General features: G+C 61.2%; 13 protein-coding genes. 6 read left to right on the top strand and 7 right to left on the bottom strand.

Annotated elements, in window-relative coordinates; genetic code table 11:
- Positions 1-416: 416 nt before the first annotated feature.
- Positions 417-3,047 carry an NAD-dependent DNA ligase LigA gene (ligA, locus tag ACFSYH_RS03880; protein WP_377465242.1) on the bottom strand — a complete coding sequence of 877 codons (2,631 nt, stop codon included), beginning with the start codon at positions 3,045-3,047 and terminating at the stop codon, positions 417-419.
- Positions 3,048-3,196: 149 nt separating this feature from the next.
- Between ligA and ACFSYH_RS03885 the strand changes: the two genes are divergently transcribed.
- Positions 3,197-5,326 carry a prolyl oligopeptidase family serine peptidase gene (locus tag ACFSYH_RS03885; RefSeq protein ID WP_377465243.1) on the top strand — a complete coding sequence of 710 codons (2,130 nt, stop codon included), beginning with the start codon at positions 3,197-3,199 and terminating at the stop codon, positions 5,324-5,326.
- Entirely contained in the window at positions 5,316-5,849 is a 534-nt protein-coding gene (locus tag ACFSYH_RS03890) for an NUDIX hydrolase (protein WP_377465244.1), read from the top strand. Before ACFSYH_RS03885 ends, ACFSYH_RS03890 begins: the two co-directional genes overlap by 11 nt.
- Before the next feature lie 109 nt (positions 5,850-5,958).
- Here ACFSYH_RS03890 and ACFSYH_RS03895 read toward each other — a convergent pair whose 3' ends face one another.
- Genes ACFSYH_RS03895 through ACFSYH_RS03910 form a run of 4 tightly spaced genes read right to left on the bottom strand, consistent with a single transcriptional unit; the run spans position 5,959 to position 10,833 of the window.
- Positions 5,959-7,278 carry an MFS transporter gene (locus tag ACFSYH_RS03895; RefSeq protein ID WP_377465245.1) on the bottom strand — a complete coding sequence of 440 codons (1,320 nt, stop codon included), beginning with the start codon at positions 7,276-7,278 and terminating at the stop codon, positions 5,959-5,961.
- A 6-nt stretch (positions 7,279-7,284) separates the two neighbouring features.
- On the bottom strand, positions 7,285-8,322 hold the full coding sequence (locus tag ACFSYH_RS03900) for a hypothetical protein (protein ID WP_377465247.1): 1,038 nt from the start codon (positions 8,320-8,322) through the stop codon (positions 7,285-7,287).
- Positions 8,319-9,596, bottom strand: a complete 1,278-nt coding sequence (gene mnmA / locus ACFSYH_RS03905; protein ID WP_377465248.1) for a tRNA 2-thiouridine(34) synthase MnmA — start codon at positions 9,594-9,596, stop codon at positions 8,319-8,321. The genes ACFSYH_RS03900 and mnmA overlap by 4 nt, the downstream gene beginning before the upstream one ends.
- A 25-nt stretch (positions 9,597-9,621) precedes the next feature.
- A complete protein-coding gene (locus tag ACFSYH_RS03910) occupies positions 9,622-10,833 on the bottom strand; it encodes a cysteine desulfurase family protein (RefSeq protein ID WP_377465249.1) in 1,212 nt (403 codons plus the stop codon).
- Positions 10,834-11,020: 187 nt separating this feature from the next.
- On the opposite strand from ACFSYH_RS03910, the gene ACFSYH_RS03915 reads away from it, so the two are divergent.
- On the top strand, positions 11,021-12,157 hold the full coding sequence (locus tag ACFSYH_RS03915; protein WP_377465250.1) for an acyl-CoA dehydrogenase family protein: 1,137 nt from the start codon (positions 11,021-11,023) through the stop codon (positions 12,155-12,157).
- A 372-nt stretch (positions 12,158-12,529) separates the two neighbouring features.
- Here ACFSYH_RS03915 and ACFSYH_RS03920 read toward each other — a convergent pair whose 3' ends face one another.
- Both ACFSYH_RS03920 and ACFSYH_RS03925 read right to left on the bottom strand, forming a co-directional pair.
- Complete coding sequence (locus ACFSYH_RS03920) at positions 12,530-13,525, bottom strand: electron transfer flavoprotein subunit alpha/FixB family protein (RefSeq protein WP_377465251.1); 996 nt, start codon at positions 13,523-13,525, stop codon at positions 12,530-12,532.
- A gap of 14 nt (positions 13,526-13,539) precedes the next feature.
- Positions 13,540-14,346, bottom strand: a complete 807-nt coding sequence (locus ACFSYH_RS03925; RefSeq protein WP_377465252.1) for an electron transfer flavoprotein subunit beta/FixA family protein — start codon at positions 14,344-14,346, stop codon at positions 13,540-13,542.
- Positions 14,347-14,462: 116 nt separating this feature from the next.
- On the opposite strand from ACFSYH_RS03925, the gene glgX reads away from it, so the two are divergent.
- From glgX to treS, 3 genes are all read left to right on the top strand, one after another.
- The gene (glgX, locus tag ACFSYH_RS03930; RefSeq protein WP_377465254.1) at positions 14,463-16,769 is read left to right on the top strand and encodes a glycogen debranching protein GlgX; all 2,307 of its coding nucleotides are present in this window, start codon (positions 14,463-14,465) and stop codon (positions 16,767-16,769) included.
- 333 nt (positions 16,770-17,102) lie between these two features.
- Complete coding sequence (locus ACFSYH_RS03935; RefSeq protein ID WP_377466083.1) at positions 17,103-19,124, top strand: alpha-1,4-glucan--maltose-1-phosphate maltosyltransferase; 2,022 nt, start codon at positions 17,103-17,105, stop codon at positions 19,122-19,124.
- A complete protein-coding gene (gene treS, locus ACFSYH_RS03940) occupies positions 19,121-20,875 on the top strand; it encodes a maltose alpha-D-glucosyltransferase (protein ID WP_377465256.1) in 1,755 nt (584 codons plus the stop codon). The genes ACFSYH_RS03935 and treS overlap by 4 nt, the downstream gene beginning before the upstream one ends.
- Positions 20,876-20,931 lie beyond the last annotated feature (56 nt).

A 20,931-nucleotide genomic window follows, 5' to 3' on the forward strand; every position in this document is an offset into this window, starting at 1 on the left:
GGTATGAGACACAACCAGGTGCACCCTACTTGGCATTAACAATCAAACACACTATTGAGATATCAAACAACAACCACACACCAACCCAAACCCCCACCACAACAGCAGGAACCCGAACCGGGGCAACCTCTCAACCCTACCAGCACCACCAACCACAGTCAAAACCGTGACCATACGACACTGAAAGAGAAGAAAGAAAGGAGTTCGTCCCGTCAAGCGGGCCGGGTAAAAACTCTACCCCACTCATCCACCAGAATCAAACCCAGCAAACACCCACACCCAACGACACACACCACCACACCAGGCAACAACACCACCCAATGAAAGCGACCCACCCAACACTACACACCCCACCCAACACCCGCCACCACCACACACGTGACACCCAACACCCCCAAGGGTCGAACGTGAGGTGCCTACTCTGCAGCGGCTGCCTCTGGAGGCTCACCACCCGTTTCAACATTAGAGCCAGCATCCGCAACCGCCTCGGGGCCACCGGCCAAAAGCGCAACGAAACCAGACTCGTCGAGAATCCGTAGCCCAAGTTCACGGGCTTTGGTCTCCTTTGAACCGGCGTTCTCCCCGACGACCACGAAGTCAGTCTTTTTGGACACTGAACCCGACGCCTTGCCGCCACGCGAGATGATCGCCTCCTTGGCCCCGTCTCGGCTGAATCCGGTCAGACCTCCGGTGACGACAACCGTGAGGCCTTCCAACGTCAACGGCACAGACTCGTCTCGGACGTCCTCCATCGTGACGCCAGCAGCGGCCCAGGCGTCAACGATTGCGCGACGCCACGGTGACTCGAACCATTCTTTGACCGACAGTGCAATGGTGTTGCCGACTCCTTCAACCGCCGCGAGTTCCTCGACGGATGCGGAACGGATCGCCTCAAGTGAACCGAACTCCGTTGCAAGCGCGCGGGAGGCCGTCGGCCCGACGTGTCGGATGGACAGGCCGACAAGCACACGCCATAGCGGCTGGGTCTTGGCCTTCGCAATTTCCTTGAACAATGTCAGCGTGGTCGCGCTCGGTGCGGCCGGTTTGCTGGCGGTTGCCTTCGAGTAGAAATAGGGAACGAGTTCCCACTTGTTGCCGGACTTGAGTTTGCGCTCGCGCCACACTTTGACGTCTGCGAGCGCACCTGCCAGGTCGGAGGTCGGGTCGGCGAGTTCGAAGAGTTGGGCTTCGCCCTTGAGTACTGGCGCGAGCGGTTGTAGGTCACGGTAGCGATATTCGAGGCGGGTTCGCGTGATTGTGCCCGCTGCGACACCTGCGGCCCGTACGGTCTGGGAAAATGCGGCATCAACCGCATCGGAGGGCACGTCACCGGCGTCCGAGACACCAGCCCCTGAGTCCTGCGCGACCTCTGCGCCACCAGCCACATCAGAACCTGTGACATCGGCATCCGCATCGGGAGCAGAATCTTGGAACACGTGCACGGCGTCGTCTTGTAGGAGTTGCGGGTTGGCCGCAATCTCGGCGAGGACTCGTTCACGATCCTCGCGCCATTCGGCGGGGAAGGAGGAGTCCGGATCAGTGAGTGCGACAGCAGCCTCCCACCCCAGAGCCTCAATGTCGAAGCCGGAGCGGGCGCCGATAGCGAAAATGCGCTCACGCAACTGCGATGGGCAGGATTCGGCGTTGGGACAGCGTAGGTCTTTGTCGCCTTCCTTTGCCTCCCCGATGGGCGTGCCACAGGACGGACAGTGCGTGGGCGGCTCCCACGGCACGGAGTCTGCGGGACGTAGGTGTGGGACGGATCCGAGGATCTCGGGGATGACGTCTCCCGCTTTACGCAGGATCACGGTATCCCCTGGACGCACGTCCTTGCGGACCACCTCGTGGAAGTTGTGCAGGGTTGCCATGGCCACGGTTGATCCTGCCACCACGACGGGTTCCATCTGACCGAATGGGGTCACTCGACCGGTGCGCCCAACGTTGACGAGGATGTCGATGAGTTTGGTGGTGACCTCTTCGGGCGGGTATTTGAACGCGATCGCCCAGCGTGGTGCGCGCGATGTGGTTCCAAGTTGTGCCTGTTGCGCCAGCCTGTTGACCTTGATGACGAATCCGTCGAGTTCGTGTTCGATGTCGTGGCGGTGTTCGCCAAAGTAGTCGATCTTCGCTCGTACGGCATCAAGCCCGTGTTCCACGGAGTTGTGCGGGGAGACTGGGATGCCCCACTCGCGGTACAACTCGTACACGTCCGATTGCTTGGCGAGTTCCACCGGCGCGGGTCCGTTCCACTGCATGGCGCCGAACCCGTGCGCGTACATGGAGAGTTTGCGCGAGGCGGTGATGCGCGGGTCTTTTTGGCGCAGCGACCCGGCTGCGGCGTTGCGGGGGTTGGCGAACGTTTTGCCGCCGGCTTCTCGTTGTGCCTCGTTCAGTGCGTTGAAATCGGCGACGTTCATGAAGACCTCACCGCGGATTTCCACGAGCGCCGGGTGGCGCGCTGGATCGCCGCCAAGGTGAGTTGGGATGCTGCGAATCGTGCGTACGTTCAGTGTGACGTCGTCACCGGTGGTGCCGTTGCCTCGGGTGACCGCGCGGGCGAGCACGCCGTTCTCGTAGACGAGAGAGATCGCAAGACCGTCAATCTTGACCTCGCACAGGTATTCAACGTCGTCGACTTCGAGTCCTGACGCGATGCGCTGAGCCCACGCAGCAACCTCGTCGAAACTAAACGCGTTGTCAAGCGACAGCATGCGCGCAACGTGGTCCACTGCCGTGAACTCAGTGGCGAATCCGCCGCCGACCTTGGTGGTCGGCGAACCCTCAGGCACGTATCCCAGTTGGTCTTCAAGGTCGGTCAGTTGCCGCAGCAGCGCGTCAAAGTCGGCATCGGGAATCGAGGATTCCCCCGCTATGTAGTACTCGAACTGGTACTGCGTGACCGCGCGGGCGAGTTCGTCCCACTGTCCGCGCAACTGCGCGTTATCTGGGCTGCTTTCCGACGAGTCGGCAGGTGGCGTGGAATCGGTCGCCTGCGGTGTGGAGTCGGGGTGGGCAATGGCTGCGGGAAACTGTTGCTCGTTGGTCACGGTTCTATTTTCCACGATTTTGAGAGTTTGGAGTCACGGAACTTTTTGGCATGGAGTTATGTGTGAATGCTGGGGAGAAGTACCGCGAGGGGTAGTAGGTCCGCGTTGGAATGTCAGTCAGTGGGGTTAAGTTAATGTCCATGGCATCCATGAAGCATGAATTCCTCACTCAGGAAGAAGCAGTCGCTCAGGACCCTCATCTCTGGCTTGAACACATTACGTCAGACCAGGCGCTCGAGTGGGTCGAAGTACAAAACGCGAAGTCACGAGAGCGTTTCGCCACAACCGACGAGTTTGCGGCAGTCGAGAGGAGCATCCGTGAGGTGCTGGACTCCGACGACAAGATTCCCATGGTCTCGTATGCTGGCGGGTTCCTCTACAACTTCTGGCGCGACGCCAACCACCCGCGCGGGCTGTGGCGCCGCACCACCGAGGAGTCATATGAGAGCGAGCAACCCCAATGGGACGTCCTGCTCGACGTTGACGCTCTGTGTGAGACCGAGGATGAGCAGTGGGTGTTCCACGGTGCTAGTTTGCTGCGGCCTGACTATGATCGAGCACTTGTCAGCCTGTCTCGCGGCGGTACCGACGCTGACGAAACCCGCGAGTTCGATCTGACCACCCGCTCCTTCATCGCTCCTGAGAATGGAGGTTTCTTCCGCCCCGAGTCCAAGGGTGGACTGCGCTGGATCAACCGCGATGAGGTCTTCGTCTACACTGACTTCGGCCCTGACCAGGACGGCAACCCGACCCTGACCGGTTCCGGCTATCCACGCATCGCCAAGCGGTTACAGCGTGGGCAGCGATTTGAGGATGCGGCCGTCGTCTATGCCGGAGATGACGAGGACATGTACATCTCAGCGTGGCATTCGTTTACACCGGGCTTCGAACGCAACTTCGTGAGCCGCTCAATCGCGTTCTACAACTCCGAGACCTATCTGCTCGAAGACGACGGCACGCTCACTCTGCTTGAGGTTCCCAATTCGGCCGAGGTCTCCGCGTACCGGGACCTGGTCTTTGTGGAACTGCGTGAGGACTGGGTTCTGGACCATGCGACCTACGCAGCGGGCTCCCTCCTCGTCACAGATTTTGAGAAGTTTCTCGCAGGAAATCGCAAGTTCACGGTGCTGTTTGCGCCAACGGACACAACCAGTCTTGCGGGAGCCTCATTCACGAGGGATTACCTTGTGCTCAACGTTCTGGCCGACGTGAAGAACAAGCTGAGCGTACTGATCCCACCCACCGATTCGTCGCAAGGCCAGTGGCGCGAAATGCCACTGGCCGGGCTGCCGGAACTCGGCACGGTATCCGTGGGCGCTGTCGACTCGGACGAGTCCAACGACGTGTGGATCGTCACCACCGACTACCTCACCCCAACCACCCTGCTACGTGCTAGCCTCGACGATCTGCTCGCCACGCAGGAAACAGACAACGTCCCGATTCTTGAGCCGCTGAAATCGATGCCGTCGTTCTTTGATCCGAGCAGGTACGCGGTGTCACAGAACTTTGCGATCTCCGATGATGGGACACGAGTTCCCTATTTCCTGATTCACAGATCTGACATAGTGCTTGATGGCACCACCCCGACGCTGCTGTACGGTTACGGTGGTTTCGAGATCTCGTTGACGCCCAACTACTCGGGTGCTCTGGGGCGCGGGTGGCTTGAACGTGGCGGTGCCTATGCTGTGGCAAACATCCGCGGCGGCGGAGAATACGGGCCTCGATGGCATCAGGCTGCGCTCAAAGAGAACAGGCACCGCGCCTATCAGGACTTTTCCTCCGTGGCCAAAGATCTCATTGCGCGAGGGGTCACCTCTACCCCACACTTGGGGGTAGAAGGACGGTCCAACGGTGGTCTGCTCACCGGAAATATGCTCATGCAGTACCCTGACCTTTTCGGTGCAGTGGTAATCGGCGTTCCCCTTCTGGACATGAAGCGATACACGCACCTGCTTGCGGGTGCGTCCTGGATGGCCGAATACGGCGACCCCGATGTACCGCAGGAGTGGGATTACATCTCTACGTTCTCCCCGTATCACCTCTTCGATGCGGGCCGCACGTACCCTCCGGTCATGTTCTACACCTCGACCAAAGACGACCGAGTCCACCCTGGTCACGCCCGTAAACTTGCGGCTGCGATGATCACGGCGGGCAAGGACGTCACCTACTACGAAAACACCGAGGGCGGACACGCAGGTTCAAGCGACAACAGTCAGGCAGCCTACGTTGCAACGCTCTCGTACCAGTTCCTCTGGGAGAACCTCAGCCATGAACAGTAACAACATCCACGTGGTCGCCGTCCTCGTGCAAGATCACGACGACAACATCCTGCTCGTGCGTAAGCGCGGAACCGAAACCTTCATCCAACCCGGTGGCAAGCCTGAACACGGCGAATCCATCGCCGAGACCGCACAGCGCGAGGTCCTCGAGGAGACGGGTCTCAACTTCGACACCAACCGATTCAAGACCATTGGCACGTTCGATGCCCCGGCAGCCAACGAACCAGGCTTCACCATCACCGCGGACTGCCTTCGTGTACGTTTGCGCCCTGGTGAATCAGCCAAGGTACTCGCAGACGCCGAGATCGAACAGCTCGCGTGGTTCACTCCTCGCCAGGCGGCAGAAGACATCAACGCCGCTCCCCTGTTCAAGGACATCATCCTCCCGATGATCCTCGACACCGATGAGGACGTAGTGCCTCAAGCAGAGGCCCTGCCCTCAGTCGCCGAACTCGGTGACGGTCAGGAAGGTCCGCCGCAGTCCGAGGGTGAACAACCCGGTGATAAGACGCGTGCAGCCTGATCAGCCGTGACTGAGCCGAACGTTTGGCTCATATGCACTTACGCCCAAGAGGGTGCGGAACCGTTCATCGATTCCGCACCCTCCTTGTTTCATTGCTCCCTGCGAGAGCCTATCTCAGGTAGGAGACCGCTGTACGGGAGTCGTATTTTAGGAAGTTCTTCTGCCAGGCAAGCAGGAGCCACAGCGCAACGATGCAGGTGATTCCACCGATGATGGCAGCGTTGCCCTCGCCCCACCAGGTGGCCTCGGTCCCGAGCCACATCTCCCCAAGGCGCGGACCACCGGCCACCACGACGATGAACACGCCTTGGAGCCGTCCTCGCATGTGATCGGGGGTCGCGGTCTGCAGGATGGTTTGGCGGAATATCGCTGACACCTGATCGGAGGCTCCTGCGAGTGCCAGGGCGATTGTCGCGGCGATGATGTACGACCATTTTGGTTCGCTTGGGGTGTTCTGTCCTGCCGCCACAACGATCACGCCGAATGCAACGATGGACAATCCCCACGCCGTGATCGCGTAGGCGATCACCTTGCCCTGTTTGGTCACGTGAGTTAAGCCTCCGGAGAAGGCGGACGCGAAGATACCGCCAATTGCGACTCCGGCTGTCAGCAGACCCACGGTCGTGCTTCCACCGCCGAGCGCGATCATGCCGATTGCGGGCAGCAGTACTTTGGGCGATGCGAAGATCATGGCGCACAGGTCCACGAGGAAGGTCATGCGGACATCGGACTGAGTCTTGAGGTAGGCGAACCCGTCGAGAACGGAACGCAACCCCACTCGTCGACGAGGCTTGGGGTTACCGTCAGCGTCAAGCTCAGGTTCGGGACGCATTGGCGGCAGTTTGAACACCGCGAAGAGAGCGGCAAGATAGAGAGCGGCGTCGATCGTATAGGCGGTTGCGTATCCGAAGAACTGCACGAGCAATGCCCCAATAAGAGGCCCGACGCTGAAGGCTAGGTTTCCGGTCAATCCCATCAGTGAGTTGGCAGCGGGCATGAGTTCTGGACGCAACAGCTTGGGGATGATGGCCTGGCGGGCCGGGTTGTTCACGGCAAAGCAGGCGGATTGCAGCGCCACCAGAGCGTAGAGCACATATTCGTTGCGCACACCCGCCCAGGCCTGAAGCGCAAGTGTCGCGGTGATGACCCACAGTGCGCTTGAAGTGATCAGCGAGACTTTACGTCTGTCGTACACATCGACAAGTGCGCCACCATACAGCCCAAGAAGGACCAGGGGAATCAGCGCGGCGAGTCCGAGCAACCCCACTTTGAACGTGGACTGCGTGATGTCGTAGACCTCGAGCCCCACAGCCATAACGGTGACCTGCGCTCCGAAGTTGGAGACCCCGAGCCCCCACCACAGGCGGGCGAATGCGGGCGATTCCTTCAAGGGAGTCGTGTCGACCAGGATTCTGGATGCTGCAGACATGGTTGGCTACTGTGCGGCCCTTTCGGCGATATGTTCGGCAACGCGTTTGAGGGTCGCAATGGACCCACGTGCGGCGGTGGAACCTTGGTGATACAGATCGCGGGCTGCCACCGCGCTCTGGGTGATGACGGTATCGGCGAGACGGGACGGTTCGAGACCCATTCGATGCCAGGGTACGAGCAGCGTGTCAGCAAGATTCTTGAGGTTTGGCCCTGAACACTGTGAAACCTGCGGTGCAGGCAAACCGAGCCACAGGTGGGTTCCGCGTTCGACAACGCGCGCGATCAGTTCCCAGCCGCGTTCGTTCCAGGAGTCGGATCGCCCGAAGTCCATGACGAGTGCGTCGGCTTCGCTGTGCACGACGGGGGCGATGCCGACCCAGGCGTCGCCGACGTTCACTGCAACGCGTGCGCTACTCGACTTAATCGTTTCAACGAGGGGTTTTAAGTGCTGCACGAGGGTCGGTCCGGGAACTGCCGGGATGCGTGAGTAGCCGGAGAAGGTGGGCAGGACGCCTGCGGCGATCTGTCCGATGAGGTGTTCGTGCAGATGGATCGTGATGTGTGCACCGGGTAGTTGGCTGTGCAGATTGGCGACGAGCCCGCTGGTTCCCTGTGCGAGTGACAGTGCCAGATCTCCAACCGCACCGAAATCCGTAAGTGCTCGATCCCCACGAGCAAGGTACAACTGGGCAGCCAGAGTCCACGGGCCAGTCAGATCAATCGTGATGGGTCCGTCAAACCCGGTACCAGCGATTGCGAAGGCCTCGAGGTCTTGCGTCAACAGACTCTGCGCACGTTCGCGGTCGCGCCCACCGCGGTCAGCGAGCTTCCAGCCATGGGGTCCCAGTTCGTAGGGTACTTCCTCAAGCACGGCGAGGGTTCGGCCAATACGGGTTGCCCAGGCAGCGCGTTCGGGAAGTTCCGCAAGAAACGGGGCGGCGGTGACCCCGGTGGGAGACTGACTCAGGTCCTCAAAGATCTCGAGTTGAGCGGGCAGGATATCCTCGCCCGGCCACAGTCCAGGCCCGACGACACCGGTCATGCGACAACGCGCTCCGCGACTGGCGCCTGGGCCACCGTTGCCTTGCGGTCCGATGCCACCACGGTGGCCTGACCGAGCACGCGTGTTCCGGAGTAGATCACGAGTGACTGACCTGCAGCAACGCCCCGTAGGGTGCCACCCGACAGTTCAACCTCGATCATGGAACGATTCGTATCCGAGACGGGAACCCCCTCAGCGCGACCGCACTGTTGTACAAGGTGCTCCTTGCCCTGACCGAGCATCTCTTCAGCGCGATTCAGGGACACGGCGCGAGCGCGTCCGGCAACGGGAATACCGTGAGCACGGACCTGAACCTCGACGTCGAACCAGTCAGATCCCTGCTCACCGAGGTTCACCTGGTCGAGCACATCATCCGCAAACCACACGGCTTTGTCCCCTACGATCCGGTTGACGGTCAAGAGTTCCGCCGGGCCCACGATGACGGTGTTGGTCTTGGTGTTGGTCTCCACCACATAGCGTGGCTTGCCATCGGCGGCAGGGTTTCCCAGCGCGAGTCCCTTACGCTGACCGACCGTGTACGCGTAGGCACCATCGTGCGCACCCACGATGTTTCCGTCAACGTCTCGGATCTCTCCGGGACGGTCTCCCAGACGCTCCGCCAGGAAACCCTTGGTATCGCCGTCCGCGACGAAGCAGATGTCATAGGAGTCGGGCTTGTTGGACACACCCAGACCACGGGTCTCGGCCTCGGAGCGCACCTCGTCCTTTGAGGCGTAGCCACCGAGGGGGAAGATCGCATGCTTGATCCGCGATGGCCCCATCACTGCCAGGACATAGGACTGGTCCTTGGCGGTGTTCGGGGAACGGTGCAGTTCGCGGATGGACTTGGACGCCCCGGATGAGTCAGTGTATTCCCGCTCTATTATCTGCGCGTAGTGCCCGGTGGCAACCGCATCGAATCCGAGCGCCCGCGCCTTGTCAAGCAGCGCCTCAAACTTGATGAACTCGTTACAGCGCACGCACGGGTTGGGGGTGCGCCCGGCCTCATACTCGGACACGAAGTCTGCGATCACGGTGTCCTCGAACTTCTCGGACATGTCCCACACGTAGTATGGGATACCGAGAATGTCCGCGGCACGGCGCGCATCACCTGCGTCCTCAATCGAGCAGCAACCACGCGAACCTGAACGGAACTGGTTGCGGTTGCGGGACAGTGCCATGTGCACGCCAACCACTTCGTGCCCCGCCTCAACGGCAAGGGCGGCAGCCACGGCGGAGTCAACGCCTCCTGACATTGCGGCCAAAACCCGCATGAAATCCCTCTCCTTTACCGCGTGTTCAGCGGCTAATTCCGGCGGAGGCAAGCCCCGCCGCGCTCGCACGCTCAACGGCCTGCGGCAAAACGTCTAACAAAAGGTCAACATCTTCGGCAGAAGTTGTGTTCCCGAGCGAAAAGCGGAGTGCGCCACGCGCCTCACGCTCTTCGATCCCCATGGCAAGGAGCACATGCGAAGGCTGCGGCACACCAGCTTGGCAGGCCGATCCCGTCGACGCCGCGACGCCCTGGGAGTCCAACAGATAAATGAGCGAATCGCCCTCACAGTTCTCAAACGTGAAGTGCGCATTACCCGGCAGCCGCAACTCCCGGTCCGGCCCAAACGGATCGATGCCTCGCAGAACCGCGCTGGGAATCGCCTGACGCACCCGCGTCACCAAGTCGTCGCGAATCAGTGCCAACCGCGCCGACTCCTCAGCTCTGCGAGCACTCGCAACACTCACGGCCTGCGCAAACGCCGCGATACCCGCAACGTCAAGCGTGCCGGAGCGGATCGTGCGTTCCTGCCCACCGCCATGAATGACCGGGGTCAGCGTCAGTTCCCGTCGCACAAAAAGCGCACCCACCCCCACCGGACCACCGAGCTTGTGCGCGGTGATCGCCATAGAGTCAAGCCCGGATTCGGCAAAGTCCACCTCAAGGTGCCCAGCCGCCTGAACCGCATCGCAGTGAACGGGTACACCGTACTCGTGCGCGGCGGCAACCACATCCGCGATCGGTTGAACCGTGCCGATCTCGTTGTTCGCCCACATCACGCACACGCAGGCCACCCGCTCACCGTGCTCGGCAAGGTAGTTGTCAATGAACCGGATGTCCACAACGCCGCGCTCATCCACCGGAATGAAGACGACCTGCGCGCCCTCATGCTTCTGTAACCACTCCGCTGGGTCGAGGATGGCATGGTGCTCAATCGCGGAAATCAGCAGGATCGGCCGCTCGGCGTCCTGGTTCCGAGACCAGAACATGCCCTTCAGGGCAAGATTGTCGGACTCCGTGCCACCACCCGTGAACACCAGTTCACTCGGGCGGGCACCGAATGCACGCGCGATCGATTCACGCGATTCCTCAACCACTCGCCGCGCGGCGCGACCTGGGCCATGCAGCGATGACGCGTTACCGACCTCGGCCATCCGCTGTGCGTACACCGAAATCGCGGACGACTCCATCGGTGTCGTCGCAGCGTGGTCAAAATAGGCAGAACGGTTGGTGGTCACGCGCCCAGTTTACTCGCGAAGTTCCACCGATTCTGCCCCACGAGCGCAAGTGGGACAGACGCCACTCACCACGATTCGCCGCACACACCGCTCCAATCACACCTGGTTCGCCCACCCCGTAAGATCGAAACTGGCCAACGAGCCACAGTGCCACGCGCACCACAATCACAACTGCGAAAGGCAACCGATGTTTCTCAGCGATACTCTGCTCGAAACAATCCGGGAACGCGCAGCCGCATATGACCGCGACAACACGTTCTTCACCCAAGACTTCGAAGACCTCAAAGAGGCCGGATACTTCACCGCATTCGTACCCAGGGAGTTCGGCGGAGCAGGGCTGACCCTAGAGGAGATCACCCGAGAGCAGATGCGCCTGGCTGGCGCGGCTCCTGCCACCGCGCTCGCGGTCAACATGCACCAGGTCTGGCTGGGCGTGGCCAACACCGTGTACCGCACCGGCGATGCATCCATGAACTTCATGTTTGAAGACGCTGTACGTGGAGATGTATTTGCGTTTGGCGTTTCCGAGGCGGGTAACGATCTCGTGCTGTTTGGCTCTGACTCCGAAGCTCGCGGACAGGATGATGGCGGCTACCGCTTTTACGGCACCAAGATCTTCACGTCCCTGTCCCCCGGCTGGACCAAGCTTGGAACTTTCGGGGCCGAGACAGGCCCAGACGGAGAGCAACTCAATGTATGGGGCTTCGTGGGACGCGATGAGGGTGTCACCGTGAAGGACGACTGGGACACGATGGGCATGCGTGCCTCGCAGTCCTGCACCACCGTGCTGGACGGCGCCTATGCCCCGGTGGACCGTATCGTACGTCGCATCCCCTCAGGACCGAGCGCGGACCCGTTCATCTTCGGTATCTTTGCGAACTTCGAGATTCTACTCGCCTCCGTCTATACCGGTATCGCACAGCGCGCCCTCGATGTTGCTGTTGCGACTGTGAAGAAGCGCACGTCGAAGGCCTCGGGAAGCGTGTATGCGAACGATCCGGCCATCCGCTGGCGGATCGCGGATGCGGCGATGAAACTCGATGTCCTGTTCCCGCTCATCAAGAGCGCGGCCGCTGATGTGGACAATGGCGTGGACCGTGGCCCACTGTGGTTTCCACAGTTGTCAAACGTCAAATCACGTGCCACGGAGGTTGCGCTTCGCACAGTGGAGAAGGCCGTCCGAGTGTCCGGCGGGTCGTCGTACTTCAACCGCTCTGAGTTGTCTCGCCTGTACCGCGACGTGCTGGCCGGATTGTTCCACCCGTCCGACGACGAGTCGGTCCATTCCGCATGGGCAAACGCGCTGCTCGGCCCGGTCGAGTAAGACAGAGTCGAGTAAGGCCCAGCCGCGTGGCGCCCAGTCAGCCAGGATACGGTTCTCTAGGTTTCGCCTAGTAATCTCTCAGGCCGAATGTAGAAAACCATACCTTGGTGTGTGTCATTGCCGACGAGCTCGTCAGTTCGCGCTTCCTCTTCCTGACCCGGCACGGCTGAGTCGGGAGAAGCGGGCTGGCTGGGTCGAGAGACGTCAGCAGGCGTGGCTATCTCGTCGGCAGGCGGTTGGCCCTCCCCAACCCGCGCACCGCCCGCCCCAGAAATCGGGCTGACCAATCCTCGGTGGGGTGTTTTTGGTCCGGGTACCCGCATAAAATGCGGGTACCCGGACCAAAAACACCCCACCGGATTGAGGAAGAACTTAAGCCTTGCTGGCCTTGTGCTCACGCAGGATGGCGGCGGCCTGTGGAAGAACCTCATCAAGTTCGCCAACGACCCCGAAGTCCGAGATCTCGAAGATCGGTGCATCCTGATCGTTGTTCACGGCAATGATGACGCCGGATGCCTGCATGCCACCGCGGTGGTGTGGCGCACCGGAGATTCCAGCACCGATGTACACGCGTGGGGCAACGGTCACACCGGTCTGGCCGATCTGGGCGTCGTGTTCGATCCAGCCCTCGTCAACCGCGTCGCGGGTCGCGCCAACCGCGCCTCCCAGTACGTCTGCGAGTTCCTCGATCGGACCGAAGTCGCCGTTGGTTCCGCGACCACCGGCAACCACATGGGATGCTTCGGCGAGACGTGGACGACCGACGCCACCGGCGATCGGTGGGTGTTCGGTACGCGAGACCAAGACCGCGGACGCCGCGAGTTCGCTTGGAGCAACCGAGAAGTTCTCAACGGTAACGTGGCTGGCAGAAACCTGCGCTGGAGTGGGTACGACCGCGTTGGCACGAACCGTCGCCACTGCAACGGGGGTTGTGATCTTACAGTCCACATCCCAAGCGCCAGCGAACACCCGCTTGTAACCGATGAAGTCATCGCCTTCGAGACCGACAGTCACGGTGTCGATGACCAGACCTGCATCAATGTTGTACGCAAGGCGGGCGACCATCTCCTTGTTCTCAAAGCGGGGGGATGCGAGAACCGCACGAGCATCGGTGAGTTCGACGGCCTGCGCGACAAGTTCCGCCGCGACGGGCGACAGGTGTACGGATGCGTCCCCCTCAACGGAGCCAACAAGAACGCGTTCAACACCGTACTGCTGCAACTGATCGAGGGTCGCTTCGCTTGGCTGCGCAAGAGCCACGGCAACGGGAACACCGATTGAGCGTGCAAGGGTCAAAAGCTCGAGTCCCGCTGAGCTGAGGATCGTTGCGGGGGTGTCCAGGTAAACAAGAACGTTACGGGTAGTCATGTGGGCTGCGATCCTCACACCAGGTCGTTGTTGATGAGGTACTCGGCCAGCGCGCGGCCACCCTCACCCTTGTCAATGTGCAATTCGGTCAGTGTGCGTGGCGGGCGCGGCTGGCTCTTGGTCACAATCGCGCGTGCTCCGGGATCACCGACGCGAGATGCGTCCACGCCGATCTCTGCAAGATCCCACACCGTGATGTCCTTGGTGCGGGCAGCCATGATGAGCTTGAAGTTTGGGTAGCGCGGGGTGTTCACGTGATCCGTTACTGAGACAACGGCAGGCAGGGCTGCGGTCAGCACCTCGGTGACACCGTCGAGTTCACGGGTGACGGTTGCCACGCCATCCTCGACCTCGAACTTCGTGGCAAGGGTCAACTGAGGCAGGTCAAGTTCGGCGGCCAGCAGGCTTGGGATAACCGAGCCGAGGCCATCGAGTGCGGCCATGCCGGTGATCACAAGGTCAACCGGTCCCCCGGCGTGGATCTTGCGGATCGCACCGGCGACAGCGTGCGCGGTACCGAAAACGTCCGATCCTGCGAGCGCCGGGTCGGTGACCCGGATTCCGCGGTCTGCGCCAAGTTGGTAGGCCTTGCGGATCGCACCGTCGGATTCGTCTGGGCCAATTGTCAACACGATGACTTCGTGTGCTTCGCGTACATCTGGGCCGAAACTCTCCACCAGACGTAGCGCACTCTCGATGGCGTTCTCATCGAGTTCGTTCAGGGTGCCGTCCTGAGCACCGCGGGAGACACGTCCCTGCTCGGTGAACTTACGCTCGGAGTGAATATCCGGAACGTGCTTGACGGGGACCACGATTCTCATCAGAAGCGTCTCTTTCGTTGACCGAAACTTTCCGCTCCAAGCCTACCCCGGCTTTACTCTGTGTAACCGTTGCCGATTGTAAGAATGAGATGAGTTTGCCTGTCAGAATAGAGCACATGAGTTACGTCCATAGCCCTCGCACCGCAAGCTGTGTTCCCCCTCTTGGCGTACATCTGGTACCCGGCGGCGCGACCGTCGCCGTTTTTGCCGCGCACGCCACGTGCGTGGAACTCTGCCTGATCGACGTGAGCGATAGTTCGGCCAGCATCCCGGCTGACCCGACCGCCGCCGCGCCAGAGACCGGCGTACCAGGCAGCCGATTCGTCGAGAGGCGAATCCCGCTGAAACGCACCACTTTTGGCGTGTGGCATGATTTTGTGCCAGACATCACAGCGGGACAGTTCTACGGTTTTCGCGTGCACGGCGAGTGGAATCCGCAGGCTGGTCACCGTCACAACCCTGCGAAACTTCTTGTTGATCCCTACGCTCGCGCCATCACCGGGGCACTGGATTACGGCCAGCCATCCTACGGCCACGTTTTCACCGATCCGGACAGCGACGCCGGTTCAGATCCGTACGGCCCAGCGGACAGCACGGACTCGCTCGGCCACGTCCCTCTGTCGGTGACCGTCGCTCCAACAGACCCGTGCACGTTGCATGAACGTAACGAGCGAAAGCCGTGTATCGCCTGGGAGCAGACAGTTGTCTACGAGGCTCATGTGAAGGGCCTGACCTATCAGCACCCGGATGTCCCGGAGGACATCCGAGGCACCTATGCGGCGCTGGGCCACCCGGCGCTGATCGCTCACCTCAAGGGTCTTGGGATCACCTCGCTTGAGTTGCTGCCAATCCACTCGTTCACGAGCGAGCCGCACCTGATCGACAAGGGGCTGACCAACTACTGGGGTTACAACACCCTCGGTTTCTTCGCGCCGCACGAGGCATACGCAAGCGCTGCCGCACGCGCGGCCGGGCCGCAGGCAGTCATTGACGAGGTGCGTGGCGCAGTGGATGCCCTGCACGGGGCGGGCATCGAGGTCATTCTCGACGTGGTGTACAACCACACGGCAGAGGGTGGTGTCAGCGGACAACATCTCAGCTTCAAGGGACTCGACAACACCAGCTACTACCTGCACGATGGAGCGACCCCGGCGCAGTACGCGGACGTGACCGGGTGCGGCAACTCCCTCGACTTCCGCCGCCCGAAGGTGGTTCAACTAACTCTTGACTCGATGCGGTACTGGCTCCAGGAGATTGGCGTGGATGGATTCCGCATGGACCTCGCCGTGACGCTAGGCCGAGATCATGGCGGATTCAACCCCGACCACCCGCTCCTCGTCGCGTTGCAGACCGATCCGGTGATCAGCCACGCCAAGATTATTGCCGAGCCGTGGGATGTCGGTCCCGGTGGCTGGCAGACGGGTAACTTCCCGGTGGGCACACATGAATGGAACGACCGTTTCCGCAACTCGGTGCGTGATTTCTGGCTGTCGGACGCCAAGGCTGCGAGCCACGGCAACTCTGGCTCGGGTATCCGCGAACTGGCCACCCGCCTGTCCGGTTCGGCGGACATGTTCGGTCATTCCGAGCCGCCTTTGATGCGTGGTCCACTCGCCTCGATCAACTTCGTGACCGCGCACGATGGTTTTACCATTGCCGATCTCGTTTCCTACGATCACAAACACAACCAGGCCAATGGCGAAGAGTCACGCGATGGCACCAACGACAACCGATCCTGGAATCACGGGGTGGAAGGTCCACTCGCGCAGGAGGACATGTGGCATGTGATTGCGCCAATGCGTAGGCGTTCGATGCGCAATCTCCTTGCCACGCTGATCCTGTCATCGGGCGTACCCATGATCACGGCTGGGGACGAGGTGGGCCGCACGCAGCTCGGCAACAACAACGCATACTGCCAGGACAGTCAGATCTCCTGGTTCAATTGGGAGTTCAACAGGTGGCGTCAGCAACTGTGGGAGACCACGACGTTCCTGCTTGAACTGCGCCGCCTGCTGCCGGCGTTGCGTGTGGATGAGTTCTTCACCGGTAAGCCGCTTCCCCATGACGAAGACCACCAGCCTGATCTGGCCTGGTACAACGAGTCCGGCACGCGACTCACCATCGAGGAGTGGAACAACCCCGCGACCCGGACGTTCTCGATGTTCCGGCGTGGACGGATCGCTGAGGGATCGCAGAGTTCAGACCCGCACGTCCTACTGGTGTTCAACGGACAACTGAACTCGACCACGATGCGGTTGCCGGTCAAAGACAACTCGACCCGCACCTGGCGCCTCGCCTGGGATTCGGAATGGGATACCCCGCAAGACCAGCCGGACTCAACGCCGCTCGATGCTGGCGCCGACATAGAACTCGAGGCCCTATCGCTTCAGGTGTACCTCGCGGATTCGCCTGGACTCGGCTGAATTCTTGCGATTGGCGACGATACGGCTGGGACCCAGCCGTATCGTCGCCAATGAGGGATGACAATCCCGTAACGAACCACCCGAACACCGGTGGTGCGGCTCACAATTTCGTCCCAAATTAGGTAGCGTTCTACTGTGACTACATCGAGCCGCAAGAGCGCACAGAACACAGCCACCTCGCCCCCCGAGGAGGCACCCGATCTGAAGAAGCCCACGACTCGTGCGCGCAACGCCGCGCGCAGCACAAAACCCGCTGGCAGACCCTCCCGCATCAAGGCGAGCCAAGCAGCGGCCCCGGATACCCCCAAGAAAGAGACACCCGTGCCCGTAGCAATGCAACATGCACTTATCGGACGGATCCCCGTTCTCGACGTCTCCCCCGTCATCAGCGAGGGTCGTTGGGAGGCCAAGGCGGTCGTCGACGAGGTCATCCCCATCGAGGCAACCGTTTTCCGTGAAGGCCATGACGCCGTTGGCGCGACCGCTGTGCTCATCGCACCCAACGGCAAGGAACTGACCACTCGGATGGTTGACATCGCGCCTGGACTCGACCGATTCCAGGGTTTCCTCGCACCCACGAGCGAGGGTTCCTGGGGGCTGCGCGTTGAGGGATGGTCCGACCCATACGCCACGTGGGACCATGATGCCTCGATCAAGGTTCCCGCGGGAATCGATGTGGACCTCATGCTGGAGGAGGGCGCCCGCCTCTTCGAGCGTGCAGCCACCCAGAAGATACCTGGTGTCAGGATCCCAGCGGCCGTACGCAAGCAACTCAAGGACGTCGTCGCTGTGCTGCGTGACTCCGCCATTGACCCGAACGAACGACTCGCGGCGGCGAAGACCCCAGAGATCTCACGGATTCTGCGCTACGAATACCCTGTGCGTGATTTTGTCACGCCTTCGGCCACCTACCCTCTGTTCGTCTCCCGTAAGCAGGCGCTGTTCAGTTCATGGTACGAGTTCTTCCCGCGCTCCGAGGGCGCAGCGTTCGACTCCACCACAGGAAAGTGGACGTCTGGCACGCTACGCACGGCGACTGAGCGACTGCCACAGATCGCGGAGATGGGCTTCGACACCATCTACCTCACCCCGATTCACCCCATCGGCACGACCAACCGCAAAGGCCGGAACAACACGCTCGATGCTCTGCCCGGCGACCCCGGCTCCCCCTACGGGATCGGGTCTCCCGATGGCGGCCACGACTCGATCCACCCCGATCTGGGCACCTTCGAGGACTTCGACGCGTTTGTCACGGCGGCTGGCGAGGTCGGCATGGAGGTGGCCCTCGACATCGCCCTACAGTGCTCCCCTGACCACCCCTGGGTCGCAACCCACCCGGAATGGTTCACCACGCGTGCAGACGGCACGATCGCCTACGCCGAGAACCCCCCGAAGAAGTATCAGGACATCTATCCACTCAACTTCGACAACGACCCCGAGGGCATCTATCAGGAGATACTGCGCGTGTTCAAGGTGTGGATCTCGCACGGGGTCAAGGCATTCCGTGTCGATAACCCGCACACCAAGAACCTGGACTTCTGGGAGCGCCTGCTGCGAGAGGTCCGTGCATCGAACCCGGAGATCATCTTCCTGTCCGAGGCGTTCACCAAGCCCGCGATGATGCACACACTCGCCAAGATCGGGTTCCACCAGTCCTACACCTACTACACGTGGCGCAACACCAAGAACGAACTCGAGACCTACCTGCGCGAGGTCTCCGGTCCGGCTGGTTCGTACATGCGACCGAACTTCTGGCCCACCACGCACGACATCCTGCCGCCCTACCTGCAACACGGAGGCATCCCGGCGTTCGCCGTGCGTGCGGTCATCGCGGCCACCGCGTCACCGCTGTGGGGCATCTACTCGGGATACGAGCTCGCCGAGCGCGTGCCACGCCCCGGCGCCGAGGAACTGATCGACAACGAGAAATATCAGTATCAGTCACGCGACTGGTCCAAGGCACCCGAAACCGGACTGCCACAATTGCTGTCCCTGCTCAACAGCATCCGCAAAGAGCACCCAGCGCTTCAACAACTACGCAACCTGACCGTGCACCACACAGGTGACGACTCCATCCTCGCCTTCTCCTCGCGCCTACCCGCGCAGTTCAACAATGGAGTCGAGGACACGATCATCACCGTGGTAAACCTTGACCCCCACAACACACGCGAAACCACGGTGTGGTTCGATCTCAAGGCTCTCGGTCTCAGCGAGGACGTTCCGCATGCGGAACAACCCGTCTTCGAAGCACACGACCTGCTCACCGGCGAGACCTACGAGTGGGCACGCCAGGCGTTCGTGCGACTCGACCCCATCTTCAACTGCGCACACATCATCCAAGTGAGGCCCCTATGACCCATTCGCTCCCAGAATTCCGCACCGCAACAACCAACCCAGCATCGGGAGCGAATTCAGCTTTTCCAGGAATAGACGCCGAACTCACAGGGCTGTCCAACGATCCGGAATGGTACAAGACCGCCGTGTTCTACGAGGTCATCGTTCGCGCTTTCGCGGACTCAACCGGTTCCGGAACCGGTGACCTGCGCGGACTGATCGGCCGGCTCGACTACCTGCGCTGGCTCGGCGTGGACTGCCTGTGGCTGCCACCGTTCTACCCGTCTCCGCTACGGGACGGCGGATACGATGTTGCCGATTACACCTCCATCGCCCCGCAACTCGGATCGATGGAGGACTTCCAGGAACTCATCACCGAGGCGCACAGGCGCGGCATCCGAATCGTTATCGATCTGGTCATGAACCACACCTCGGACCAGCACCCGTGGTTCCAGGCATCCCGCACCGACCCCGAAGGCCCGTACGGTGACTTCTACGTCTGGTCGGACGATGACACCAAGTACCAGGATGCGCGCATCATCTTCACGGACACCGAGACCTCGAACTGGACGTTCGATCCCGTGCGTCGCCAGTACTTCTGGCACCGGTTCTTCCACCACCAGCCGGACCTCAACTTTGAGAACCCTGCGGTTCAGGAGGCGATGCTCGGCGTGGCTCGGTTCTGGTGTGAGCAGGGTGTCGACGGTTTCCGCCTGGATGCCGTTCCGTATCTCTTCGAGGCCGACGGCACCAACTGCGAGAACCTACCCGAGACCCACGCGTTCCTCGCACGCCTGCGTAACCTGCTCGACACTCAGTTCCCGGGCCGCATCATGCTGGCCGAGGCGAATCAGTGGCCGGAGGACGTCATCCACTACTACGGCACCGAGGAGGCACCCGAATGTCATATGTGCTTCCACTTCCCCGTCATGCCGCGGATCTACTACGCGATCAAGGATGGCCGTTCCAAGCAGATCGCTGACATCCTCGACGACACCCCTGCCCTGGTGGGTGGACAGCAGTGGGGCACGTTCCTGCGCAACCATGACGAGTTGACGCTCGAAATGGTGTCCACCGAGGAACGCGCGTCCATGTATCGCTGGTTCGCGTCGGACCCCCGCATGCGCGCCAACGTCGGTATCCGTCGCAGACTTGCAGCGCTCCTGGACAATTCCCGCAAGGAAATCGAGCTCGCCAACGCACTACTGCTGTCGCTTCCGGGCAGCCCGTGCCTGTATTACGGCGACGAGATTGGCATGGGAGACAACATCTGGCTCAACGACCGTGACTCGGTCCGTACGCCAATGCAGTGGACCCCGGACCGCAACGCTGGGTTCTCCACAGCAGACCCCGGCAAACTGTACCTTCCTGTGGTCCAGTCGCTCGTGTACAACTACCGCAACGCCAATGTGGAAGCACAACTCGAACAGCCCACATCCTTGCTGCACTGGACCCGCGGCATGCTCGCGGTACGCCGCCAGCACCCGGCATTTGGCACTGGCGACTTCGCCAATGTTGAGTGCGACAACGAGTCAATCTTCGCCTACCTACGCCGTAGCAACGAAGAGACGATCCTGTGCGTTGCCAACTTCGCGGCGACAGCTCGCCGAGGCACCCTGTCGTTGCAGCAGTACGCCGGTCAGCACCTGATCGATCTCTTTGGTGGTGCCGACCTGGGCACGATCACAGGTGAGGGTGATTTCGAGGTCATGCTTGGATCGCGCGAATTCCTCTGGCTGTCCGTCCAAGACGGCCCTGCATCCACCAACTAGCGCGCTGGTCAACTAGAGTTCTAGTACACAGAAAATGTGATGTGGCGCACGCTGGT

The sequence above is a fragment of the Populibacterium corticicola genome (assembly GCF_042683685.1).
Lineage (GTDB): Bacteria > Actinomycetota > Actinomycetes > Actinomycetales > Cellulomonadaceae > Timonella > Timonella corticicola.